At 71.4% G+C, this 24257-nt stretch carries 16 protein-coding genes; 5 read left to right on the top strand and 11 right to left on the bottom strand.

Annotated elements, in window-relative coordinates:
- Window positions 1-16: 16 nt before the first annotated feature.
- From JQN72_RS04575 to JQN72_RS04560, 4 genes are all read right to left on the bottom strand, one after another.
- The gene (locus JQN72_RS04575) at window positions 17-355 is read right to left on the bottom strand and encodes a hypothetical protein (protein WP_204133979.1); all 339 of its coding nucleotides are present in this window, start codon (window positions 353-355) and stop codon (window positions 17-19) included.
- A 560-nt stretch (window positions 356-915) separates the two neighbouring features.
- Window positions 916-1632, bottom strand: a complete 717-nt coding sequence (locus tag JQN72_RS04570; RefSeq protein WP_204133978.1) for a hypothetical protein — start codon at window positions 1630-1632, stop codon at window positions 916-918.
- 133 nt (window positions 1633-1765) lie between these two features.
- Window positions 1766-3220, bottom strand: a complete 1455-nt coding sequence (locus JQN72_RS04565; protein ID WP_204133977.1) for a serine/threonine-protein kinase — start codon at window positions 3218-3220, stop codon at window positions 1766-1768.
- On the bottom strand, window positions 3217-4665 hold the full coding sequence (locus JQN72_RS04560) for an FHA domain-containing protein (protein ID WP_204133976.1): 1449 nt from the start codon (window positions 4663-4665) through the stop codon (window positions 3217-3219). The genes JQN72_RS04565 and JQN72_RS04560 overlap by 4 nt, the downstream gene beginning before the upstream one ends.
- A 210-nt stretch (window positions 4666-4875) precedes the next feature.
- Between JQN72_RS04560 and JQN72_RS04555 the strand changes: the two genes are divergently transcribed.
- Window positions 4876-5427 carry a 2'-5' RNA ligase family protein gene (locus JQN72_RS04555; protein WP_204133975.1) on the top strand — a complete coding sequence of 184 codons (552 nt, stop codon included), beginning with the start codon at window positions 4876-4878 and terminating at the stop codon, window positions 5425-5427.
- A gap of 12 nt (window positions 5428-5439) precedes the next feature.
- Here the strand turns inward: JQN72_RS04555 and JQN72_RS04550 are convergent, their stop codons facing one another.
- The 3 genes from JQN72_RS04550 to JQN72_RS04540 all read right to left on the bottom strand — a co-directional run bounded on the left by JQN72_RS04550 (window position 5440) and on the right by JQN72_RS04540 (window position 7960).
- Window positions 5440-6249 (bottom strand): protein phosphatase 2C domain-containing protein, encoded by an 810-nt coding sequence (locus tag JQN72_RS04550; RefSeq protein ID WP_307812417.1) that lies wholly within the window; start codon window positions 6247-6249, stop codon window positions 5440-5442.
- On the bottom strand, window positions 6246-6719 hold the full coding sequence (locus tag JQN72_RS04545; RefSeq protein ID WP_204133974.1) for a hypothetical protein: 474 nt from the start codon (window positions 6717-6719) through the stop codon (window positions 6246-6248). The genes JQN72_RS04550 and JQN72_RS04545 overlap by 4 nt, the downstream gene beginning before the upstream one ends.
- A gap of 116 nt (window positions 6720-6835) precedes the next feature.
- Entirely contained in the window at window positions 6836-7960 is a 1125-nt protein-coding gene (locus tag JQN72_RS04540; RefSeq protein ID WP_204133973.1) for an SGNH/GDSL hydrolase family protein, read from the bottom strand.
- Window positions 7961-8091: 131 nt separating this feature from the next.
- On the opposite strand from JQN72_RS04540, the gene JQN72_RS04535 reads away from it, so the two are divergent.
- Genes JQN72_RS04535 through JQN72_RS04520 form a run of 4 tightly spaced genes read left to right on the top strand, consistent with a single transcriptional unit; the run spans window position 8092 to window position 14400 of the window.
- Window positions 8092-9981: a glycosyltransferase gene (locus JQN72_RS04535; RefSeq protein ID WP_204133972.1), complete on the top strand. Its 1890-nt coding sequence runs from the start codon at window positions 8092-8094 to the stop codon at window positions 9979-9981.
- 23 nt (window positions 9982-10004) lie between these two features.
- Complete coding sequence (gene wecC / locus JQN72_RS04530) at window positions 10005-11240, top strand: UDP-N-acetyl-D-mannosamine dehydrogenase (RefSeq protein WP_239100129.1); 1236 nt, start codon at window positions 10005-10007, stop codon at window positions 11238-11240.
- A 5-nt stretch (window positions 11241-11245) separates the two neighbouring features.
- Entirely contained in the window at window positions 11246-13564 is a 2319-nt protein-coding gene (locus JQN72_RS04525) for a glycosyltransferase family 4 protein (RefSeq protein WP_204133970.1), read from the top strand.
- Window positions 13564-14400 carry a hypothetical protein gene (locus JQN72_RS04520; protein ID WP_204133969.1) on the top strand — a complete coding sequence of 279 codons (837 nt, stop codon included), beginning with the start codon at window positions 13564-13566 and terminating at the stop codon, window positions 14398-14400. Before JQN72_RS04525 ends, JQN72_RS04520 begins: the two co-directional genes overlap by 1 nt.
- A gap of 35 nt (window positions 14401-14435) precedes the next feature.
- Here the strand turns inward: JQN72_RS04520 and JQN72_RS04515 are convergent, their stop codons facing one another.
- The 4 genes from JQN72_RS04515 to JQN72_RS04500 form a co-directional block, all read right to left on the bottom strand.
- Window positions 14436-16094, bottom strand: coding sequence for a glycosyltransferase 61 family protein (locus JQN72_RS04515; RefSeq protein ID WP_204133968.1), 1659 nt, complete (start codon window positions 16092-16094; stop codon window positions 14436-14438).
- Window positions 16095-16112: 18 nt separating this feature from the next.
- Complete coding sequence (locus JQN72_RS04510) at window positions 16113-18869, bottom strand: heparinase II/III family protein (RefSeq protein ID WP_204133967.1); 2757 nt, start codon at window positions 18867-18869, stop codon at window positions 16113-16115.
- A gap of 246 nt (window positions 18870-19115) precedes the next feature.
- Window positions 19116-22355, bottom strand: a complete 3240-nt coding sequence (locus tag JQN72_RS04505; RefSeq protein ID WP_204133966.1) for a hypothetical protein — start codon at window positions 22353-22355, stop codon at window positions 19116-19118.
- Window positions 22356-22523: 168 nt separating this feature from the next.
- Complete coding sequence (locus JQN72_RS04500; protein WP_204133965.1) at window positions 22524-24254, bottom strand: hypothetical protein; 1731 nt, start codon at window positions 24252-24254, stop codon at window positions 22524-22526.
- Between the last annotated feature and the right edge of the window lie 3 nt (window positions 24255-24257).

Here is a 24257-nt window from a genome sequence, read left to right as displayed (position 1 = left end):
GAATCGCGCGAAGGAGTCATTCGCGTCGCTTGAGATCACCCGCGGGCTGGCGCTTCAACCGCAATGACACCGCCGCCCTTGTCACCCCGAAGCGATCCGCGATCCGCTGCTGGGTCCAGCCCTCCTCCTGAAGCCGCCTGATCTCGACCACGTCGTCGGGTGCGAGCTTGCCATGGGTGCGGACCTCGATCCCTTGTCGATGAAGCCAGTCCAGCATGGTGTTCTCCGGCAGCCCGTACTTCCGAGCCAACACGACGCACCCCATGCCCGCCTCGTAGTCCGCCCGAACCTCGGCTTCACGTCCTGCGAGGACCTGCCGCGTACGGCTCGCCCCGGTCAGTGCTGGGCCTTCCACGGCACAGTCCGAACCTCCCGCAGCGCCCGATCCCACGCGGGCCGTGCGGTCACCCCTGTCGCACCGAGGTTGGAATAGCGTCCCAGAAGCTCCGCAGCGCGGCGAGCACCCGGGAGGGGGTCTGCCCACCACAGCGCGGCGAGTACCTGGCTCAGCACGACGCGGCGAGCACCCGGGAGGGGGTCTGCCCACCGCGGAGCGGCGGGCCTCCCCCCTGTCCGGTGCCGACGGAGCCACCCGACCCGCCCGGACTCCGGCGCCGGACCAGGAGGTCGGCAGAGCTGCTGCCGCGGCGGAACGAAACCCTTCACCCGCGATAGGGCTTCTGCACAGACCCACTCTTTCCCGCGCCTGTGCTCTGCTTCGTCAGGAGAAGCAGAGCACAGGGTCGGCGGCGCACACACCGCGGCAGCCGTCCGCACTCCTCGCGTCGCGGCGGCCGCTCCTCCCCCTCGCACCGCGACACGCGTCCGCATCCACTCGCACGCGGGTATCCAGTCGCGCCGCGGCAGACATCCCCTCCCCCTCGCACCGCGGGAGTCGCCCGGTCCCGCTCGCGGTCAGGCCTGCGCGGGTTCCTCCGGTTCGGGGAGCAGCGCGAGGTCGTGCTCGGTGACCATCCGGGTGGACAGCGCGTGCTCGACGAGCCGGGACTTGCGGTTGCTCGCGAGCTTGCCCGGCCCACCGTGCAGCCCGCGAGTGCCGGCGTCGGCGAGCTTCTGGCAGACGTTGTCGAGCTTTCGGTTGAACTTCGTCACGGTCCAGCCCAGCCGGGCCGCCGCATCCGCCGAGGACGGCACCTGCCCGCCGCCCGCGTAGGTCGTGCGCAGGAAGCTCTCGCAGAGGGCGACGACGAGGAGCTTCTGGTCCGGGGTCATCGACACCCGGCCGACCGTCGTCTGCGCGCTGGAGTCCTCCGGCTCGAGCTCGGCCGCGGTCTCGACGGAGACGAACGGGGTGTCGTCGACGACGAGGTCGAAGTCGTACGTCGTCGGTCCGGCGGTGAACCACACGGTGAAGGCCTCGAGCGCGAGCGGGATGCGGGCGCCGGGCGAGAGCCACGCCTGGAAGAGGCCCTTCTTGTCGGCGACCGTCGCCGTGAGCGTCGACCCGACGTTGGTCAGCCACCACAGCCCGTGCTCGTGGTGCACCTGCAGGAAGACCCGGTGCAGGTAGGGGTTGTCGTCGATCTCGACGTCCGCGACCCGGCCGATCGTCAGCGGCCGGTCCTCCGGTGCGCTGAACTCCTCGCCGACGAACTGCACGGTCACGCCCACGGTCTCCCCCTCAGGTGGCTGGTCGGTCGGCTCCGGTGACGGCGAAGCATCCTCGCACCGGAACCTTCGGTCACGCACTCCGAGCTCCGGGATGCGTGACCGAACCTTCCGGCATGAGGCGAGGATGTGGAGGTCATCCGGCGGCCTCGCAGCGGATCGGCGAGCGCGGTGACGTCAGCCCGGACTCACGCGACACCGCGACCTGCGCGCACACCGTCGCACCGGCCGGGGCCTCGGCGGTGTACGTGCTCGCGTCGTTCACCGTGACGACAGGAGCCTCCACGACCGCACCCTCGGAGTCCGCGACCCGCAGCTGGAAGAAGTCGCCCTCCTCGGCGCCCACGTAGTTCCACGAGAACGTCACGGCCCCCGTGCCCGGACGGGCGTCGATGGCCGGCTGCTCGGGGTAGTCGACGGCCCGGCTCGGGGCGCCGGTGCGGGTCAGCGTGGGGTTGGCGACCGGCGGCTCGGGATCGTCGTCGCCGGACAGCGCCCAGACCACGACCCCGACGGTGACGGCGACGAGCCCGGCGAGCACCGAGAGGACGACGCCGCCACCGATGGTCGCCGGCGCCTCCTCCTCGTCCTGCTCGGCCTCCGGGCGGCTCGGCGGCAGCAGGGGCGTCTGGGCCGGGACCGCCACGGCCCGCACGCTCGTGCGGTCGTGGTCGTCGGCGCCGCCGCGGGCCTGCGGCAGCTCGGCGACGGCCGTGTTGCCCTCCTCGTCGAGGACGACCACCGAGGTGCGCGGGAACCGCTGCTCCTGCTCGACCGCCTGCAGCCCGCGGGCGAGCTCGAGCGCGGTCTGCGGGCGGGCGTCGGGGTTCTTCGCCATCGCGTGGCCGAGGAGGCGCTCGAGGGAGGTCGGCACGTCCGCGCGTCCGGTGGTCGGCACCGGCGTGGCCCGGATCCGCGGCATCAGCGCGTAGGCCGAGTTGTCGCCCCCCGGCTGCTCGAACGGCGAGCGCCCGACGAGCAGGTGCCACAGCGTGGCCGCGAGCGAGTAGACGTCGCTGCGGGGGTCGCCGTTGCTCATCCCGTAGAGGACCTCCGGCGCGGACCAGGGGACGGAGACGCCGACGTCCTCGTCGACGTCCTCGGTGTGGCCGCCGCGACCGGCGATGCCGAAGTCGGTGAGCCCCGGCTGGCCGTACTGGCTGAGCAGGACGTTCGCGGGCTTGATGTCGCGGTGGACGATGCCGGCGCGGTGCGCGGTCTCGACCGCGCTCGCGAGCTGGATGCCCGAGCGCAGCACCTCCTCGACGGAGAGCCGCTCGTCCTTGGCGCGCTGCGCGAGGTTCGGCGGCGGGTAGTACTTCATGACGAGGTACGCCCCGCCGTCCGCGGTCTGCTCGGAGCGGAAGACCTGGACGATGAACGGGTGGTCGGCGAGCTGCGCCATCGTGTTCGCCTCGTCGACGAACTGCCGGCGGATCGCGGCGGTCAGGCCCTGCCGCTTGAGCACCTTGACCGCGACGTTCATCCGCGGCGACTGCTGCTCGTAGAGGAAGACGTCCGCGTACCCACCGGAGCCGAGCGGCCGCACGAAGGTGAGGCCCGGGATCTCCGGCGCGCCGCCGGTGCTCACCCGTCGACCTCGTAGGTGAGCGACACCTCGTCCGCGAGGGTGATGACGGTGCCGGGCTCGATGCCGTGGTCCTCGGTGGGCCGCAGCCGGACCGGGTCCTCACCGGGGAGCGCGATGGTCGTGCCGTTCGTGGACCCGAGGTCGCGGACGAGGACGTGCCATCCCTCGATGGCGACCTCGGCATGGTTGCGGCTGATGTCGCGGTCCGCGCCACCGACCCGGATGAGGTGCGGTCGCTGGTTCGGGGGGAGCTCCTCGTTGACCCGCGGGCTGCGGCCGAGGAGCACGCCGCGGTCGAGCGGCACGACGCCCCCGGTGCTGATCCGCAGCACGCCGAGGCTGGGACGCGGGATGGGCGCGGGCTGCTGCGGCGGGATCTCCCGCTGGCACGTACGGCAGCGGCCGGCGTGCGGCGGCGAGTGGTGCCCGGCCGGGCACAGCACCGCGAGGACGACCGGCCGGTCGAGGTCCTCGTCGGAGCGAGGCAGGGCGGAGCGGGCCGTCGTGACGTCCGGGGTGGCCTCGGCGTGGGCGTCCTCGGACGGCGGGTCCGGGGGCTGGGTGGCGTCCGGGGCAGGCGGTGCCGGGTCGGGCTTCGGCTCGGGGTCAGGCTCGGGGTCGGGCTCGGGCTTCGGCTCGGGGTCGGGCACCGCGGTGTGCTCGGCGGTGGGCGACGCCGAGGAGGGCACGGGGGCCGGCGGCGGAGTCGGGGCGGCCGGGGATGACGCAGCCACGGCCGGGAGCGCCGCGGTGGAGGTGGCCGCGGCGCCCGCATCGGCCGCGCGGCGCCACGGGACGGAGTCGATGATCGAGCGCTCCGGCGACGGGGCCGGGGGGACCCGCTCCACGGGTGGGGCGCCGGGGGCGTCCTCGGGCGGGGGCAGTGTGAGGTCGGGCTGTGGTGCCGGTGCGTGCTCGGCCTCCGGCTCGACCTCGGGCGCCTCGTCCCTCTGGGCATCCTCGTCCGGTTCGTCGTCCGGGTCCGGTTCGGAGGTCGCGTCCGGCTCGTCGCCCGCCTCCACATCGGGCACCGGGACGGCGGCCGCCGCGGCGGAACCACCCAGCCGGGCCGGGCGGCGCCATCCGCGGGGGGTCTGCGGCTCGGGCGCGGCCGCGACGACGACGGCGTCCTCGGCGACGTCGAGGTCGACGTCGCGCCAGGGCAGCCGCCCCTCGGCGGCCAGCTCCTCGCCACCCTCGACGACGACGGTGCCGCTACCGCGGACGAGCGCACGCACCCGTCCGTCCTCCTCGGCGACGATCGCGAAGGACGGGACGACGTGCAGGCCGCGGGAGCACAGGAGGTCGAGCAGCCCGACCAGCCCGTCCTCGGCGGCGCCGGTCAGCGCCTCGACGTGCCGCTCCGCCACCTCGAGAACGGCGGTGACGCCCGGCGCGGTGACCTCCACGAAGCCGGGCTGCGTCCTGGAGCGGACCGTGGTCACGGGCGGCTCCTCGATCGGCGGGCACGGGCGGGCAGGGACGACCATCAGCGTACCCACGACCGGCACGGTCCGTGCGGCGGTGCCGACCTCCCCGACCAACGCCCGGTGGCGGCCGGGTGGCGGCGACTCGCCGGACCGGCCGCGTCGCACGTCGCATCCGGCACCGCGTCACGCCACAATGTGTCGACCCGTGAGGCGAGGAGGCGTTCCGTGCAGGTATCCGTGGCAATCGTGCCTCCGGAGGGCGTCTCGGACGAGATCTCCGCCCTGCTGGAGGCCGTTCCCGGTGCCGCGCGCGAGCTCGAGCTCGTCCCCGCGCACCTCATGCGGCTCCCGGTCATGGGCCTGGGCAACCTCACCCGGCCGGACACCTCCACCGTGTGCAACGTGCTCGCGCGGAAGCTGGTGGAGAGGGACACGGCCCCCCGGGTGCGGCTCGCAGGCGTCTGGGCCCTCGAGGACGGCGACCCCGGCATCGCGCTGCACCTCGAGGGCGACGTCGACACCGCGGTCGGCCTCGCGAAGGGGCTTCCCCAGATGGTCGAGGACCTCGGCCTCTACGTCGACCGCCGCCTGTTCGCGCCACGGATGGTGGTCGCGCGGGTCACCGACGCCACGACGCTGCCGGTCCTGGAGGCGCTCGTCGCCGCCCTCGAGCGCTACCGGAGCCCGACGTGGACGATCGCGACGGTCGAGGTGCACCAGGTCATCGGTGGCACCCGCCTGGAGGTCGTCGCGTCGCTCCCGACGACCGCGGAGTGACGCGCTCGTCCCTCAGCCGCGGCTGAGCCCGGAGCGGGGTGCGGTGTCCGCGTCGTCGTCGTCCTCGCCGGGGTCGACGGCGACGACGACGACGGAGACGTTGTCCCGGCCGCCGGACCGGACGGCGGCGCCGACGAGCTCGTCGGCGGCGGTCTGCGGGTCGGCGTGCTGCCGGGCGAGCAGCATGATGTCGCGGTCGTCGAGCTCGTTGGAGAGGCCGTCGCTGCACACGACGAACCGCTCGCCCGGCGTCGGGGCGAGCACCCAGACGTCCGGGTCGGGGGTGGGCTCGGTGCCGAGGGACCGGGTGATCACGTTGCGCAGCGGGTGGGTGGCGACGTCGGAGGGGTCGAGGAGGCCGGCGTCGACGAGCTCGCGGACCTCGGAGTGGTCCCGGGTCACCTGGTGCATGCGGTTGTCGGCGAGGCGGTAGACGCGCGAGTCGCCGATGTTGAAGACGAGCCAGTGCTCGCGGCCGCCGGCGTCGACGACGGTGACGCCGGTGACGGTCGTCCCCATGCCGCGCAGGCCGGGGTCGTCCTGCTGGGCCTCGAGGATGCGGGTGTTCGCGGCCTTCAGCACCGCGGTGACGTCCTCGGGGCGGGAGGCGGGGGTCTCCTCGAGCGCGCCGAGCGCCTCGACGGCGATCCGGGACGCGACCTCTCCCCCGGCGTGGCCGCCCATCCCGTCGGCCACGGCGAACACGCGGGCACCGGCGACGATGCTGTCCTCGTTGTGGTCGCGGACCCGGCCGACGTGTGTCGCTCCGGCGGCGCGGACGAGCATCGAGGACCCGCGCAGCACGCGCCCGGCCGGTGTCACGGGGCACCCTCGACGACGAGGGTCTCCAGCACCGTCTGGAGGAGGTCGTAGTCGTCGTCCAGGCCCGCGCCCCGGACCCGGCCGACGGCGACGACATGGGTGCTCACGGGGTCGGCGTCGGCCACGGTGGTGGCGAGGTGCACCTCGACGACCGGGGTGTCGCCCTCGTCCCACGACACGTTGCGGGCGTGCCACTCGCGCCCCTCGAGCTCGACGACGAAGGGGTCCTCGACCTCGGCGCCGCCGGGGCCGGCGTCGGCCGCGAGGGTGGCGACGAGGGCCTCCGAGCCGAGGCCGGTCGCAGCGACGTGCTGGCGGACGGTGACCTCGACGGTGTCACCGCGGGACCCCGCGGCGCGTGCTCGCAGCAGCGCCGCGCCGGACGGCACGGCCTCCCAGGCGTCCGGGACCTCGAGGCGGACGCCGGGCGGTGCCGGCGAGGCCGGACCCGGGTGGGCGAGCGCGGTCATGTCGGCATCTTTCCCTGTGCGGTCGGCGGATGTCCCGGGAAGCCTAGACCCGTAACGCGGTACCCACGACGGGGAGCACTCCCCACGGGCACGCGGCCACGCCGTCGCGTGCCGGATCAGCCGTCGAGCCGCCTCGGGGTGAAGGTCTGCGTGGGACGTGGGAGGGTCGGCGTCTGCGTGGGTCTCGGCTCGTCCTCGGTGGGTTCCACGGTGGGAGTCGGATCCGGGTCCGGGTCGGTGCCGCCACCGCCGCCACCTCCCCCTCCTCCGCCGGTCCCGCCGCCACCGGTATCGCCACCGCCACCCCCGGTCCCGCCGCCGCCACTGCCGCTACCGCCCCCCGAGCCGGTGCCGGTCGACCCCCCGTCGGTGGTGCCCGTCCCGGTCCCCGGGGTTTCGGTGGCTGTCTGCTGGAGATCGGGCGGGCTCTCCCCCGTCAGCAGCGCGTGGACGGTGCTCCCCCAGACGTCGTCTCCGACCGTGGACATCACCGACGGGTCACGACTCGAGACGTAGGCGTCCGGCTCCCCGGACCCGATGAAGACCTCGGCGACGTCGAGCACGTCGTACCCGTCGGACCGGCCGACGTCCGCGACGGCCTCGCGCACGGCACGGTCGTCGTCGCCGGCGACCGGCGGCTGGAGGACCAGGGCGAGCCGCGCGTCGGGAGCCTGCTCACGCACGGCGTCGGCCGTCTGCCTCAGCCCCGAGCGCACCGACTTCGCGGTGTCGTTGCGGCCGTAGCTGAAGATGACGAGGTCGCTGTCCTCCGGGACCAGGAACGCGATCCGGCTCGCGGCGTACCGGGCCTTGGTCCCGGCCCGGCTGCCGTTGTGGATGGACACCTTCGCACCACTGCTGCCGATGGTCTCGGGCTCGTCGTACACGGTCGGGTCGCTCTCGGACAGGGTGGAGAGCTCGACCTCGCGGTCCTGCGCGACCAGACCGGCGAGAACGCCGACCCACTCCCCCGACCCGTCTCCGGTCTGGTCCCCCAGGACCGTGATGTCGACGGGGTCGCCCGAGGCCAGGATCGCGCTCAGTGCGGGCTCCTGGGAGCTCGGTGAGGGCGTCGGCGTCGGCGAGGGAGTCGGGCTGGGGGAAGCGGAGATCGAAGGCGTAGGAGCTGCCTGTGTCTCCGCTGTGCGACTCGTGAGCTGGACGACCCCGACGACCAGCCCGACGTTGACGGCGAGGACGACGAGGCCCAGGCCCACGTCGGTTCCTCGAAAGCGCTGCATCACCCCATTGTGACAAAACGAGCGGGATGTGACCTGCGAGGTGCGCCAGGCCCTTCACGTACGCTGGCGTGCGAGGCCGCACGCATGGTGCGCCCGCCAGGCCCGTGAACCCGTGAACGAGGGGAGACTCCATGCCTGCACGGGGGCCCCGGGTCGCAGACCTACGCCGGGCGTTCTGGCACCTGAGACACGGCGGCGTCGACCAGCTGCGGAGACATCTCGCGCGGCGAGGCGCCGGCGGCGCGCCCATCGGGGCGGTGCACGTGGGACGTCACGGCGTCGAGGTCCGTCCGTGGCAGCTGCCCGACCGGCCACCCGTCCGGGCCGGGCTACGTGTCGGTGCCGTCCTCGACGACTTCTCCGCCCTGGCGTACCGGTACGAGTGGGACCAGGTCCTCCTCACCCCGGACGAGTGGCCGACGCAGGTGCGCGAGCCGCGGATGATCGACCTGCTCTTCGTCGAGTCCGCCTGGCACGGCAACGGCGACGCCTGGCAGTACCACCTCACCGGCCCGTCGGCGCCCCGGCCGGCGGTCGTCGAGCTCGTGGAGTGGTGCCGTGACCAGGGCGTGCCCACCGTCTTCTGGAACAAGGAGGACCCCGCACACTACGGCGACTTCCTCGACACCGCACGGCTGTTCGACCACGTCTTCACCACGGACGAGCGGCGGCTCGAGGACTACCGCCGGGACCTCGGCCACGACCGCGTCGGGGTGCTGCCCTTCGCCGCGCAGCCCGCGGTGCACAACCCGGTCCGGCTGGCCTCCGCCGAGCACCAGAGCCGGGACGTCGTGTTCGCCGGGATGTACTTCGCGCACCGCCACCCCGAGCGACGCGAGCAGATGGACCTGCTGCTCGGAGCCGCCGACCGCGTCTCGTCGCGGATGGACACCGGTCTGGAGATCTACTCCCGCTACCTCGGCCACGACGATCGCTACCAGTTCCCCCCACCCTTCGACTCGCGCGTCGTGGGCAGCCTGGACTACCAGCGGATGCTCACCGCGACCCGTGCGTACAAGGTCGTCCTCAACGTCAACTCCGTCGTCGACAGCCCGAGCATGTGCGCTCGCCGGATCTTCGAGGCCAGCGCGTCCGGCACCCCGGTCGTCTCGACCCCGAGCGAAGCCATCGGCCGGTTCTTCGCGGACGACGAGGTGCTCCAGGTCGGTGCGGCCCGGGACGCGGAGTGGACCATCCGGGCGCTCGTCAACAGCCCCGAGCTGCGGGACCGGACGGTGCACCTCGCCCAGCGGCGGATCTGGGGCGAGCACACGTACGGCCACCGGGTCGACGCGGTGCTGTCGGCGGCCGGGCTGGCCGCCGCTCCGGGACGCCGGCCCTCCGTGAGCGCGCTCGTGTCCACGAACCGTCCGCACCAGGTGGAGCACGTCCTGAGGCAGCTGGCGGCGCAGCAGGAGGTCGACCTCCAGGTGCTCGTGCTGGGCCACGGCTTCGAGCTGGACGACGGCGTACCTGCCCTGGCCGCGGAGCTGGGCATCGCTGACCTCGTCCGGCTGCACGCCGCCGCCTCGGACCCGCTCGGGACGTGCCTCAACGCGCTCGTCGACGCCGCCGACGGCGAGGTCGTCGCCAAGATCGACGACGACGACCTCTACGGCCCGCAGTACCTCTCCGACCAGCTGTACGCACTCGACTACTCCGGGGCGGAGGTCGTGGGGAAGCAGGCGCACCACATGTACCTGGAGTCGCTGGGCGCGACGATCCTGCGCTTCCCCGAGCGCGAGCACCGCTACACCGACCTCGTCATGGGGCCGACCATCGTCACCCCGCGCGCCGTCGCCCTGGCCAGCCCGTTCGCCGAGGTGACCCGGGGTGAGGACACCGGGTTCCTTCGCCGAATCGTGGCCGAGGGCGGCCGCGTGTATTCTGCTGACCGCTTCGGATTCGTCCAGGTCAGGCGCTGCGCAGGGGGCCACACCTGGGGGGCGACGACAGCCGAGCTGCTGGCGAGCTCCCGGATGGTCGGCTACGGCCGTCTCGAGTCCCACGTCCTTGTCTGAGTCTGGAGGCCCTTGTGGAGAGCCTGACCGTCGCCGTCATCGGCCTCGGCTACATCGGGTTGCCGACCGCAGCCATCCTCGCCACGAACGGGGTCGACGTCGTCGGGGTCGACGTCAGCGACCGCCACGTCGACGCGGTGAACCGTGGTGAGGTGCCGTTCGTGGAACCGGACCTCGCGACCCACGTCGCGGGCGCGGTGAGCCAGGGCCGGCTACGGGCCCAGAAGGACACCCCCCAGGCGGACGTGTACATCGTCGCCGTCCCGACGCCGTTCAAGGACGGCTACGAGGCCGACCTGTCCTACATCGACGCGGCCACCGACGCGATCGCGCCGCAGCTGCGGGGCGGCGAGCTGCTCATCCTCGAGTCGACCTCCCCCCCGGGGACGACCGAGCACATGGCCCGGCGGGTGATGGCGGCCCGCGAGGACCTGTCCCTCGACGGGTCCCGGAGCCGGCCGGTCGTGCACGTGGCGCACTGCCCGGAGCGCGTGCTGCCCGGCCGGGTGATGATCGAGCTCGTGACGAACGACCGGATCATCGGTGGCCTCACCCCGGAGGCCGCCACCCGGGCGCGCGACGTGTACCAGGTGTTCTGCGGTGCGCAGCTGCACCTCACCGACGCCACGACGGCCGAGATGGCCAAGCTCACCGAGAACTCGTTCCGCGACGTGAACATCGCCTTCGCCAACGAGCTGTCCGTCATCGCCGACCGGCTGGGCATCGACGTCTTCGAGCTCATCGAGCTGGCGAACAAGCACCCCCGGGTCAACATCCTCCAGCCCGGCCCCGGCGTCGGTGGCCACTGCATCGCGGTCGACCCCTGGTTCATCGTCAGCGCCGTGCCGGAGGAGGCGCGGCTCATCCGCACCGCCCGCGAGGTCAACGACGGGAAGCCGGAGGTCGTGCTCCGTCAGGTGCAGGAGCGGGCGGAGAGGTTCAAGGACCCCGTGGTGGCCGCCCTGGGTCTCGCCTTCAAGCCCGACATCGACGACCTGCGCGAGTCGCCGGCGCTCGGCATCACGACCGCCCTCGCCGAGCGGCTGCCGGAGGCGAGCATCCTCGCGGTGGAGCCGAACATCGACACCCTTCCCGACGCGCTCGCCGACCGGTCGAACGTGTCGCTCACCCCGGTGGACGACGCCTTGGAGAAGGCCGACGTCGTCGTCCTCCTCGTCGATCACAAGGAGTTCAAGAACGTGCCACGCGAGCGACTCATGGAGAAGGTGCTCATCGACACCCGAGGCGTCTGGCGCTGAGTCCGATGACGTCCGTACAGCGAACCGTGCTCGTCGTCGCCGGAGTGGTGCTGATGCTGGGCGTCGTCGCGTCCGTCGTGCTGCTCCTGGTCGTCGGGTGGACGGACGGTGGGCTCCTCGCGATGCTCGGCGCCATCGGGCTGCTCGCGTCCGTCTCCACGGCGACGATCGTCGTCGTCGGCGCGCAGGCCTACCGCAGACGGGCAAACATCCAGGCCACGCGGATCGCCAACCTGGAGAAGCGCCTCGCGGCAGCGGTCTCGCCCGAGTCACTGGCACTCCTCGGCAGTCGCCTCGACGAGGTAGAGAAGCGTCGCACGGAGGACCCTCGCGTCGCCCTGCTCGACAGCCGCCTCGCCGAGACGGACGCGCGCGTCGTCGAGCTCGAGCAGCGCCCCGTCGCGGATCCCCGCGTCGACAGCCTCGGTGCGCGGCTCGACGAGCAGGAGCGGGCTGCCCGTGACCCTCACCCGGGACTGGCCGAGGACATGTACGAGACGGTCCAGTCGCTCACGACCCTGGCGCATTCCCGGGGAGTCCCGCTCGAGGAGGTGCTGAGCCTCCGACAGGCGACGAACCAGGTCCGCGCCGCTGTTGCCCGAGACCGGCCCCTGGACTCGATCCGCCTCCTGGAGGCACGACCCGACATCGTGGAGAGCCTGGGCCTCACCGAGACCCGACGGCTCATGAGGCGGCTCCGTCAGCTCGGCTTCCTGGGCAACGCGGCGCACCTGATGGGTAGCATCGCGACCCGCTTCGGCAAGCCGGAGGACATGCGTGCCGCGGCGCTCCTGGCATCGGAGCTGGACCTGTACGAGGGGCGGGTCACCGGGGACGTCCCGCTGCCCCCGCTGGAGGGCCCGCCCAACGCCGACACGGTCGTCCACGTCGTCGGCAGCGCCCTTCCGGAGAGGCAGTCCGGCTACACCCTTCGGACGCAGTACACGGTCGAGGCGCAGGCCAGGGCGGGCATCACCCCGGTGGTCGTCACGCAGTCGGGAGCAACGGCACGTGCACACGAGCTGACGGAGACCTACGTCCACGGCGGGGTCCGCTACTTCCTGCTCGGTGGCCCCCAGCGTGGAGCGGTCCCGTGGGACGAGTGGGTCGAGGCCAACGTCCGCGCTCTTGCGGAGACCGTGTCGATGGTGCGCCCCGCCGCCCTGCACGTGCACTCCGACTTCATCAACGCGGTGATCGCCCACCCCGTCGCGACCCAGTACGGCATCCCAGTGGTCAACGAGACCCGCGGCTTCTGGGAGGAGAGCTGGCTGTCCCGGACCGCCAACGCGGAGGGGTGGCAGGACCTCGCCGAGCTCGAGGCACGGGTAGGCCTGCCCGAGGTCTACCGCCTCCGCGTCGAGCGGGAGGCGCAGATGCGCAGCTCCGCCTCCGCCGTCGTGACCCTCGCCCGCGTGATGCAGTCACACATCGGCGAGGTCGCGACCTCCCTGGACCTGCCTGCCCCACCCGTCAGCATCGCACCCAACGCCGTCGCGGTCGAGGACTTCCCGGTGGTGGGACGAAGCCACGCACTGCGCGAGCAGCTGGGGTTCTCGCCCGACACCATGGTCGTCGGCTACATCTCGTCCATCGTCGAGTACGAAGGCATCGACACGCTCGTGCGGGCCATGTCCGACGTCGAGGTCGCACTGGACACGCTGCGCTCGCAGGACGTCCCCGTCGAGGACAGCCCCACGCGCACGGAGGTGCTGTCCGAGCGCCTGCGCCCGCGCCACCCGTCGCTGGACCCGGAGTCCCTCGACGCCTACTCCTGCGAGCTGGCCCTCCAGGTCGGCCGGATCTCGGGCGGGCCGGTGCAGCTCCTCGTCGTCGGTGACGGTGCCGAGCTCGAGACGCTCCGTCTGCTCGCCGAGAGTCTGGGGATGCGGGGCGCGGTCTTCACCGGCCGGGTCCCCCACGACAGCGTCCTCGAGTACTACGGGGCGATCGACCTCTTCGTGGTCCCGCGCAAGCGTGCAGCGGTCACCGAGCTGGTCACCCCTCTGAAGCCGTACGAGGCGATGTCCACGGGGAGACCGTGCGTCTTCTCGGACGTCGGAGCCCTCGCGGAGATCGCGGAGGACAGCGGGGCCGCGACGCTGTTCCGAGCGGGAGACGTCCTCGACCTCGCGACGACCGTGGCCGCCCTGCTCGCCGACCCCGACCGGATGGCCACGATGGCGAGCACAGGCGCCTCGTGGACGCGCAGCGAGCGCACCTGGGACCTCAACGCCCGGGTGTACCTCGACGTCTACCGTTCCCTGGGGATGGACGTGGGCGACATGGCGGACGTGCCGACGACGCGACCGAGCGGCGCCTAGTGTCCGCTCCGGTCCGCGATGTCGCCCGGTGGAGACGTCCCGAACACATCTACCGTGACATCGCGGACATCTGTCCACGCCCCGGCGAACACGTCGTCTCCGTCCAGCACGACGACGCACCGCCCCTGGACGCCCTCGTTGACCTCATCGGCGCCGACGTCACCTTCGTGTCGTTCCATGCTGCGGTCAGCCGTGACGGCACCACGGTGCCCCACTTCACGGGAGCGACCCTCGCCGCCAAGGAGGCCAACCGGATCCTCGTGTCGGACCCGTGCCTGGCCGAGGGCGTCCTGCTCGCGTGGTTCGCCGGGTCCACAGCGGTGAGCCAGACGCGGATCCATGAGTTCGTCCTACGCCTCGTCGAGCTGTCGGGAGCGCGCCACGTCGTGTTCTTCGGCGGCTCGGGAGGGGGTTTCGCGTCTTTGGACATCGCCCGGCACGTCCCCGCGAGCACCGCCGTCGTCGCCAACCCGCAGACGAACATCCTGAACTTCCACACCCGGTGGTGGATGCCGTACGCCGAGCGGTGCTGGGGAGCGCAGGGGGACGAGGCCGAGGTCGCGCGCCTGCTCCGGAGCCGGGTCACCTGTGACCTCGCGGAGGTGTACGGCCGAACCCGACCGGACGTCGATGTCGTCTACCTGCAGAACCGCGCCGACGAACACCATGTCACCCACCACCTCCAGCCCTTCCGCGAGGCCGTGAACGGCCGGAGACTTCGGCTCGTCGAAGGAGACTGGGGTCCTGACCATACGCGACCGCCCAGGGACCTGATCGCCGGGGTGGTCTCGGAGGTTTTCGCCGACCTCAGGCGGGGCCCAACGCACAGCGGGTGACCTCGCACCACCCGCTGGCACGCGTGATCCGGCCGTCAGCGCCGCGACAAGGCCCGGGCCCGGTCGTGGTCACCTGCCAGCACGGCCGTTCGGAGGTCGCTGAGCGCGGTCTCCGCGCGGCCGGAGCGGACCTGCGTCATCCGTAGGTGGGACAGGTACGACGTCTCGGCGGACGACGGATGCTCGCGGTGGGGCTCGAGGAGGTGTAGGTCCCGCGTGAAGCCGTCCGTCTCGGTCAGGGCCTCGTCGAGCCGCTCGAGGTCGATGTCGATGACTTCTCGGGCCCGGCGCGCCCGGGTCCGCAGGAAGTCGAGCGTCTCGTAGCGGAGCCGCTTGTGCCGCCGGATGTGCTCGAACAGGCCGCCGCCGCGGCGGTGGCGGGTCAGGGCCCAGAACCTCGTTGTCAGGGGACCACCCAGCAGCAGAGGAGTGTGCAACGACGACCCCTCCACGGCGAGCACGGTCTCCGCGGAGGAGATCTCGGCGAGCTGGGCCTCGACCGAGAGTCGCTGCGGGTGCAGGACGGTGAAGCCGTGGCTCTCGGCGATGCGGTCGATCTCCTTCTCCGGGCCGCCGGGAAAGTCGCTCACCCCGGTCCTGGTGAGGAACACCCGCTTCCCGGGGACGACGGGCGACGGCGGGACCACTCCGACACTACGCACGTACCCGGGCAGCACGTAGTCCCCGATGCAGACCCCGGGAAAGGGGAACACGACCTCCTCCCAACGGACCGGCTCGGTGAGCAGATGCTGCGGGTTTCGCATCCCGAGCAGGTCCAGCACGACCTGCTGATGCGCCGGCAGCGGAGCGGGGCTGTCCCACACCACCGGTGTGTCGGGGTGCTCGAGGGCGTACCAGACCCGAGCCAGACCTTGGGTCAGGAAGTGGCCCCACGAGCTGTGCGGCCGACCCAGGTAGACGACCCGACCCGAGCGCCGTGAGGCGTCGGGCACCGTCGGCTGGAAGAGCATCTCCTGGCGCCCCAGGACGAAGTCCATCGCCTCCACCACCGGCTCGCCGTCGTCCCACGCACCGATGTAGCCCTCGGTGACGAGGAGGGGCCGACCCGCCTTCGCGAGGACCCGCGGCGCAAGCGTGACGTCGTGGCGGATGGTGTGCGCGAGCTCGTCCTCGTGGTGTGAGACCTCGGCCGGTACGACGCCACGGAACGCGACCGGCGACCATCGGAGCGTCGGTCCGACCCTGGCTCCGAGCCCGACGCCGTCGTCCGAGGGGTGGTTGAACTCCAGCAGCAGCTCCGACTCGGCGTCCGCCGGGTAGGTCCAGGTCGTCGAGCCTCCCGCCGGGACGGCCCGGCGCATCAGGACCCGACGGGTGCCCGGCTCCCGGAGCACGGCGACGCACCGCTCGGGCACTCCCCAGTCACCGGGGGTGATGCGGTCCCTGTCCAGCTCGGCGACGGACTGGAGGGGGGTGAAGGGCACGTGGTCGACCCAGGCGTCGTCCTGCTGTCGCTGGAGCTTGACGGAGTGGGACGCGAGTGGCCAGACCTTCGCCAGCGGGACGCGCAGATGTCCTCCACGGGCGATGACCTCGCTCATGACGAGCTGCGAGGTCTCCTGGTCACGGACCACGACACGGCTCGGACCCTCGGCGTCGGCGAGCGTGGGCAGGACGACGAGCTCGTCGGCCCCGAGGTCGAGGACGAAGAAGCGCCCGATGCGTGTACTCATCCGTCGCCGCCGGCACGGTCACTCATCGAAGGGGGACCGAGGTCGGGAGGTCTGCGACTCGTCGAAGGTGAGCAGCGTGACCATGACGTGCTCGGTCACTCCGGCGGCACGGTGGGCGAGCGACCACACCGGGGTGAACTCGTAGTCGACCGCCGCCCGCCATCCCCGAAGAGGGTCGTCCTGACCCTTCACGACGGGTACCTGCTCCTCACCCGACAGGGAGACGACCCGAAGGTGCCGGTCCGAGCCCGTCAGCCCGAACGACACCTCGGAGCCGGTGGCCTTCGGGTCGGTCAATGTCTCGGCCAGGTTCCACCAGACCGTGAAGTCCTGTGGATCCGGGGAGCTCACCCGGTCCTCGACGAGTAGCCACGTCCCTGGCCGGTAGGTCACCGTGCGCTCGTGGTCCCACCCGAGGTGCCCGACCCGACCCACGAGGCGGAAGTGGCCGTCCCGCTCCTCGCCGGAGACGATCCCGGAGCCGTACGGCTCACGGTCCCGCCGCTCGTGGTCGGCGTCGCCGGCCTGCACGGTGTTGTGCGCCGGTGTGCTCTCCACGTACTGACGCTCGGGCCGACCGTAGAAGAAGCCCCGGGCACGATCCGGTGAGTCCGGTGGGAGGGGATCCAGATACCCGAACCGTCCGGAGTCGACGAGGATCTCCTGCTCCTGGTCGAACCACGTCAGAGAGAGGTCGTCGCAGTGCTTGTGGGCCCGCGAGTGGAAGCCCGCGACGAGAGTCAGGTAGCCCGCCCGGAGGTGGTCTTCCCGTCTGTGCGGCTGGGGAGAGCGCACGATGCCGTAGCCCGACTGGCGCAGCACGAGGAGATCGGACTCGTTCCGACTCCCTTCGCGACCGACACTCGCGATGAACTGCGTGTGTGGCTCCTGTGCCGCCCGGTCCTCGGGTGACACCAGCCGAGCGGGTGAGTCCCCGATCTGCACGATCCTCCGGTCGGGCTGGATGAACCACCCCATGACCTCCTCGGCGCGCGACAGGCGGGCGGCGACCTCGGGGTCGGTCAGCAGACCGTCCTCCATCGCGTCCCGGAAGGACGCGAGGAGCATGCGGTGGTAGTCGGGCGAGTGCTCGAGGTGCCCCCCGTCCTCGGCGAACTGGGTCGCGACGACCACCTTGAGACGCTGCTCACCCTGCCGGGTCATCACGTCCATGGCGTCGAGCGCCGACAACCGGCGCGCGAAGCTCAGCTGACCGACGGCGCTGTAGAAGCCGTGGTTGGTCCGCGGGTTGAACGCCTCGTCGCGGAACAGCTCGTGCTGGTGGCGGACCACGGCGTGTGCCAGCCGCTGCACGACCTCGTCCGGCTCGTCCTCGTGCACGGCCTCCTGCAGCAGGTACGCGAGGCGCGGCGCGCGCAGGCCGATGGCCATGTCGTACCAGGCCATCGTTCCCTGCGCGTCCCCCACGGTGAACGTGGCCGCCCAGTCGCTCGCGCGCTCGAGACACCAAGTCAGGGACTCCCGGTCGCCCTTGCGGTTCCAGCTCTTCAGGAAAGGAACCATGAAGTCCCAGGCATGGAGATGGAAGCCCTGCGACCGGTTGTCGAGGCAGGCACCGGCCCAGTCGAAAGGACTGGTGATATGCACGGGCTCCAGGCTGCTGTGCCGCCACCCCCCCTCCCTGATGCTCCGAGTGGTCCCGAAACCACCGAAACCGGCGATGCGGTCCAGGGGCATGCGCTCGCTCCCACGCACGCGGCGACGGACGTCGGCCGGGTCGGGAGGGCCGTCGCCGAGCCGGGCGATCTCCCGAGCGCCCGGCTCGAGGGCGCCGAGGTCTTCATAGACACCCAGCCACCGCTCGGCGTCGCTCTCGACATCGCCGATCTCGGTGACCCTCTCGGCAGCCGTGCCGAGCTCCACCAGCTTCTGTGTCGTCTGTGCGCCGGCGGTCACGACGGCATCGGCCGTCTCGACCAGCTGCAGCTCGCGCTCGCGGCGCATCGACCAGGCCTCCGGCATCCCCCACCGCTCCGGAACCTGCTCCTCGGTCCACGAGTTGCTCGCCCGTTGCCGGTCGAGCCAAGAGTCCTCCCACAGTCCGCGGACGTCGTAGACCAGCGGGATCCCGTAGGGCCTGCACACAGCCTGCGCGGCGAGCCCGTTGACGAAGTCCGACGACGCCACCACCACACCGGGGCGCACCTTGCGGACAACCGCGGAGAGTCGGTTGGCGAACACCATGAGCCACTCGTCCATCGGGATCTCGCGCCGGGGCGGACCGGGGATCCGGTGGTACTCGACGCCGTCGACCTCCTCGACGGCGTACCCGTCGGTCTCCCCGATGCCCATCTGGGTCACGACGGAGACCTCGAGCCCGAGTCTGGACATTCTGCGAGCTGTCGCCTGAGTGCGTCGGGTGAAGGTCGAGTCGACCTCGGGAAGGGAGGTTCCGACGACGTTGAGCACTCGACCGGCCCGGGCGACGAAAGGCGACTCCGGCTCGGGGACCTCGGCCGAGAAGCTCCCGCCGAGCACCGCCAGCTCACCACGTAGGGACGCTCCCAGCTCGGCGGGGCCTCCGTCCCTCACCTCCAGCGCGTCCGCGGCGCGCAGCGCCCGGTCGAGGAAGCCCTGCCCACGAAGGGCCACGCACAGTCGGCGCAGGACCGGAGCAGAGAGGACCTCCCACGCCTCGACGCTCCGAACCATCTCGAAGGCAGGGACCACCAGGCCGCTGTTCAGCAATCCGTCCACGGCATCGGGCAGCCACCGGTCGATGCCGGGGTCCTCGACACCGTCCGCGGATGACACATCGCGACCCCCTTGCGTCACGTGTCCTCCTCGCTCGCCCGGATGTGCCGACCAAGGGCTCAAGATAGCGCCTGGCTGCGAGGCCGCAACCTGCGCCCCTCGAGGTGCCGAGTCCAACCTGGACGGGCCCACGCCGGCCGGCGCTGCCGGGCTCGTGCACGGGCCATCGAGGCTGCCCCTCTCTCGCTCCCCGGGCGACGTACCGTGACGTGTTCCGGTGCGCTCCTCGCCGGAGACGTGCAGAGCTCAGCCGGAGAACGACATCGTCACCGAGGTGGACTGGGGTGACAGGCCCGGGGAGGACGCCGTGAAGCGCAGAGTCTGCCTGCCTGCCGGCACGGAGACCGGCGGCAGGTCCCACCGGCCGCTCGAGCGGACGTAGGCGCTGACCGTGGTGCCGCCCACGGCGAGCGAGATCTTGCTCCGTGGCGCGCCCTTGCCGCTGAACACGGTGTCACCCGCAGCGACGGTCGAGCCCGCGGTGTGGCTCGACACGAGCGGCGCCACGACCGACGTCGGTGCGGTCCCGAAGTGCACGTCGAACGCGGCGTTCTGGTCCGGGTAGTCGGGCAGCTCGGACAACAGGCTGAAGGACACCGGGGCGTCCGAGACGGCCACCGCTCGCATCGTCCACCGACCGGTACTGCTGACGGCCGCGAACCGTGTCTGGTTGCCGATGAGGAAGGTGACCAGCGCACCCGGCGTGCCCTTGCCCTTGAACGCGATCTCACCTCCGGGGTACCAGTGGGTCTCGGTGTGGCTGATGAGCAGAGTCGGGACGTGGTAGGTCCCCCGCTCGACGAACCAGGCCGTGACCTCGTTCGTCACGCTCGGGCAGCCCTCGCGGGACGCGGTGAACGGCACCATCCCGGACCACCATCCGAACCACACGGGGTTCATCGACCAGGTGCCGTCCTCGCGCACCGTCGCCGTGCGCGTCCGGCTGCCGCTCACCATCGTGACCACCGAGCCCGGGGTCCCGGTCCCCTCGAAGGCGTAGTTGGTGTTGGGCTTGTTGTAGCCGCCGACGGCGATGTTCGTCGGGACCGGCTTCTCGATCGCGCACCGGTCGTCGGTGGTGGGCGCGACGGACAGCGAGACCCGGGTCGTCCTCGACGAGAACCCGTCCATCGACGCCGTGAAGGTCAGGTCGAAGGTCCCGGTGTCGAAGTCCATCGGGGCCAGCTCCCAGGTCCCGTCGTCCCGCACGAGCGCGGACCGGGTCCGTGACCCGTCGCTGACCTCGACGGTCGAGTTCTTCGTCCCGGTTCCCGAGAAGGAGATCGCGCCCGGAGCCACGGTGCTCTTGATGTCGGGCGAGGTCACGACCGGCGCCAGGAGCGACGTCGAGGTCGACGCGCTGTCGACGCTGTACCGGTACAGCCTGGCCCCGCGGGCGAAGTAGAGATCGGACGACCCGGACCTCACCAGACCGGTGACGGCCCCGGCGCTGGTCTTCGCTGCGACGACCGTCTGCTCACCCGTGACCGGGTTGATCGCCGAGAGCCCTTGGCCGACGGTCGCGAACATGGTCTCGCCGACGAACGCGATCCCGAGCTCCTTGCCGGTGGGCGAGGAGGTGTTGGGAAAGGCGCCGAGATCGCGAGTCAGGCTGATCGTCCCGGTGGACGAGACCTTGAACTGGATGAGGTAGCCGGTCGAGAGAGCCCAGTAGTGGTTCGCCTGGCTCGGGTCCGGGGTGATGGCCGCCACCCAGGAGTAGGTGGCCGACGACGCCCGCGGAGGGGTGAAGGTCTTGAGTGCTCCGCTCGTGGTGTCGTAGGTGAAGATCTTGCCGTCGGTCGCCGTCGGGGTCGAGCCCGTTCCGCCCGTGTTCGAGGAACCACCCACGACGAACTTGCCCTGGGCCGCCAGCGAGACGACGCTGTGGTTCGGGATGAGGTTGCGCTTGACGGTGATCGCGTTGGTCGCGGGGTCCCAGATGCTCAGGGCCCCACCCAGCTGGTTCTTGATCGGGACTGTTCCGACGGCCACCCGGCGGCCGACCTGCGCGATGGCGACCGGCCGCTCCTGGCTGTTGTTGATGTACCTCTTCAGGGTCGGCTGCCCGGACCCGGAGTAGAGGTACAACGGCGCCGACGTCGAGGAGTTGCCCGTGTAGCCGCCCATGACCGTCGAGGAGTCGAAGGTGCCGAAGCCCTCGATCTGCGGTCCGTCGAGCAGCCCGGTGTCTCCCGTGCCCGGGGTGTAGGTGCCGATGCCCTCCGGGAGGTCGAAGCCGCCGGACAGGACCGTCCCCGTCGGGGTGGTTCCGAGACTGTTTATCGTCGACGGCGTGCCCCTCGCCGGGAGCGTCAGCACGAGCGGCTCGCTCTGATTGGCCGTGTTGACATACACCTTGGCGTCGATCGTGGTCGTCACGAGGGACGGTCCGGGCCGGCCGCCGACCCCGGAGAGCCACGCGTAAGACACCGGCCCTGGAACGGACGCGGCCGGCCACGACTCCGGGTTGTCCGTACCGTTCCACTTGTCGACCCTGATCGTCTTGAGGTTGTTCGTGAGGTCGACCCGCATGATGCCCGCCCCGGAACGCTGGAAGTAGACGTACCTGCCCTCGATGAGCGGAGAGATGCCGTAGGGGGAGATGCCGTCGATGTACGGGACGACGTTCGGGGTCTCCGGGACCGACCGGTCTCTGGCGACCTGGTCGTCGAAGGTGGCGAACTTCCCGGTGCGTGTGTTGTAGGCGAAAAGCCGTGGGTCGTTGACCGTACGCATGAAGAGGTAGTCGCCCGCCAAGGTCATGTGGAAGGCCGACCACTGCGACGAGAAGGCGGATGGCGTCGCGATCGTCGTGCCCGCCCCGGTGCTACGGTTCACGCGAACGAGCTTGGCCGCGGCGGATCGGTAGTTCGAGACCCAGACGGAGCCCGCATCGACAGCGAGCGAGCGGACGTAGGACTCGCCGGACATCGGCTGTCCCAGGTCCTTCAGCCCGCCACTCTCGTAGACGTAGAGCCGCCCGTTCGAGGGGGCGAAGGTGCCGAGATAGACGGCGCCGTCGGGTGCGGCCGCCAGGCGCATGACGGCCTGGTTCGCGATGCTGGCGACCTTGCGCAAGGTCGACCCGTCCCATCGATAGACGAACGCGTACGTCGCGCTGTTCGCGGCGAAGAACACGGTCTTGGATGCCGGAACGTAGACAAGACCCTTGATGTCCGTCCCCTGTGGAACGTCGACCTCGGCAACCTTCGTGCCGTCGAGGTCCATGGCGAAGAAGCGCGCCAAGCGGCCCGAACCCCCGTTGTTGACGAAGAAGGTGAGGTAGCGCCCACCGACGAGCCCTTGGTCTGAGTCCTCCGAGCGCAACCCCTCGGGCTTCCCGGGAATCTGGGCACCCAGGTCGCGTTCCGAACCGCTGACCTCCGGGGACGCGGCACGCGCCGTCACCGCGATCGACATTGCCAGTGCTGCGGCCAGCAGCACCGAGATCACCGATGAGAAGACGCGCCGTGCAGGGACCACCGTCGATCGCTCCTTAGAACTCCGCTCGTGCGGGCGCCGGGTCCCGACACGATCCCTCCCAGGGTAAGAACCGTCCCGCCACGGACGAAGGCGAAGGGGCACGAGACGGACGTTCGGACGACCCCGCCGGCTCCGAAAAACCCGGGAGCGCGTCTGCCTGGGGTCGCCTCACCGGTGCGCTCCGCGCCGTCGCACACGCCGCCGAAGGCGCCAGTACGCCCGCTGGAGGCGCCCGAGCACCGTGCCCGCGAGTGCCTCGTAACGGGCCGTCATCGTGGCCAGCTCCTGCTCATGGGCACGTGTCACCGCGCCGGTCCCTCCGTCCTCCCCACCGGGAGCGGGCACAGTGGCGACGGGCTGGGCCAGCCTGACCCGGCCGCCCGCGTCGTGCGCGACCGTCACCTCGGCAGACATCGGCACGTCAGCCGGAGCCCCGCCACCATCGAAGAGAGCCCCCTCGGCGAGAGCGAGGCAGGCCGCCTGGTCGGCCTCGCTCTGAGGCGAACCGTCTCCGGGCCCCTGGGTGAAGCGCACGAAGGGACCCAGGCGCTCGACGTCGACGACCGGCCCGCCCGAGACCAGTCGGTGCAAGATCCGTGCGCCGTCAGTGCTGTCGGTGAGCCATCCGACCCATTGGTCGCCCCGGCGGACGAGACGGTCGGAGGTGGCACACAACGCGGAGATGTCGTCCGCCAACCCACTCGAGGGGTCGTCGGGCAGACCGGACGCGGTGAGCAGGGTCGGGAACAGGTCACGGAAGACGGTCTCGTAGGTGTAGTCAGCAGAGACCACCTGCGCGGTCCGGGCTGCGTCGCGCACCATCGCCCGGTCCCGGTCCATTCGCTGGAGGAGGTCGACAAACTGAGTGGTGGACGCGGCGAAGAGCGGGTAGTCGTCGCCGAACAGCCGGCGGTGCATGGGCGTCGGGTTGATGACGCACGGCCGTCCCAGGACACCGTGCTCGAGGAGCTTGGTCGAGAGCTCGAGGCTGGAGTCGAGCGATGTGTTGCGCCATCCGATACCCACGTCCGACCCTGCCACGAGAGCTCGCGCGTCCGCTCGCGTCACCGCACCCACCCACGAGACTCCCGGGTGAGAGCCGAGGAGGTAACGGACCTCGGCGACGAAGGAGGGCCACTCGGGCGGCCGCTTGAAGTGGTCCCCGGCCACGACGAGACGCAGGTCCGCACCCGCCGAGGACGCCTCCTTGAAGGCGGCCAGCATCTCGACGGTGTGCCATGCGGGGGCGAACTTCCCGGTGTAGGTGAGCAGCAACGGACCCTGTGACTGCGGGAGGACGACGTCGTGCTCCGACGGCACCGCGGGGCTCAGCAGAGCGACCGCCTCCGCCCGGCTTTCCTGGGCCAGCGCACCCAGCAGGTGCTCACGCATCTCGGGCGTCTGGCAGAGCAAGGTGGCGCCCCGGTCGAGGAGAGCGCCGAGCCGGTGGCTCACGACGGGGTCGAGGTCGGCGTCGGAGGCGACGACGCCCGTCACATACACGCACAGTCTCCGACCGAGGTCCGGGTGCAGCTCCGCGAGCGTGTGGGCGACCTCGGTGCTCCGGACGATGATGACGTCGTAGTGGCCCTGGTCGAGGTAGTGGCTCAGGACCCGCGCCGACGTCTGCTCGTCCATCCAGCTCGCGTCCGCGAGCTCCGGCAACCTCGCTGTCAACGTCACGTCCCGGAAGGGGTCGGTGACGGTGACGCGGTTGTTGAGCAGCATCTCCTGGATGACCACCGGTCGTCTGATCGGAGTCGCCGTCACCACGTGGACGGCCATGCCCGGCGCGCTCGTGAGGAGGGAGGCGACACCGGAGACGAAGAAGGCCGACCCGTCGATGACGTTGAGGTCGACATAGGCGGAGACCAGGACGCGAAAGGGCCTGCTGGACATGGT

This window comes from Phycicoccus sp. CSK15P-2 (assembly GCF_016888005.1).
Lineage (GTDB): Bacteria > Actinomycetota > Actinomycetes > Actinomycetales > Dermatophilaceae > Phycicoccus.
The sequence above is the reverse complement of the archived record's forward strand: the minus strand, read 5'-3'. Positions and strand labels throughout refer to the sequence as shown.

Bases quoted from the DNA above. Each gene is read 5' to 3' on its own strand.
- JQN72_RS04515 (WP_204133968.1), bottom strand. From the start codon at position 16,094: ATGAGTACACGCATCGGGCGCTTCTTCGTCCTCGACCTCGGGGCCGAC.
- JQN72_RS04545 (WP_204133974.1), bottom strand. From the start codon at position 6,719: ATGACCGCGCTCGCCCACCCGGGTCCGGCCTCGCCGGCACCGCCCGGC.
- JQN72_RS04540 (WP_204133973.1), bottom strand. From the start codon at position 7,960: ATGCAGCGCTTTCGAGGAACCGACGTGGGCCTGGGCCTCGTCGTCCTC.
- JQN72_RS04500 (WP_204133965.1), bottom strand. From the start codon at position 24,254: ATGTCCAGCAGGCCCTTTCGCGTCCTGGTCTCCGCCTATGTCGACCTC.
- JQN72_RS04525 (WP_204133970.1), top strand. From the start codon at position 11,246: ATGACGTCCGTACAGCGAACCGTGCTCGTCGTCGCCGGAGTGGTGCTG.
- JQN72_RS04535 (WP_204133972.1), top strand. From the start codon at position 8,092: ATGCCTGCACGGGGGCCCCGGGTCGCAGACCTACGCCGGGCGTTCTGG.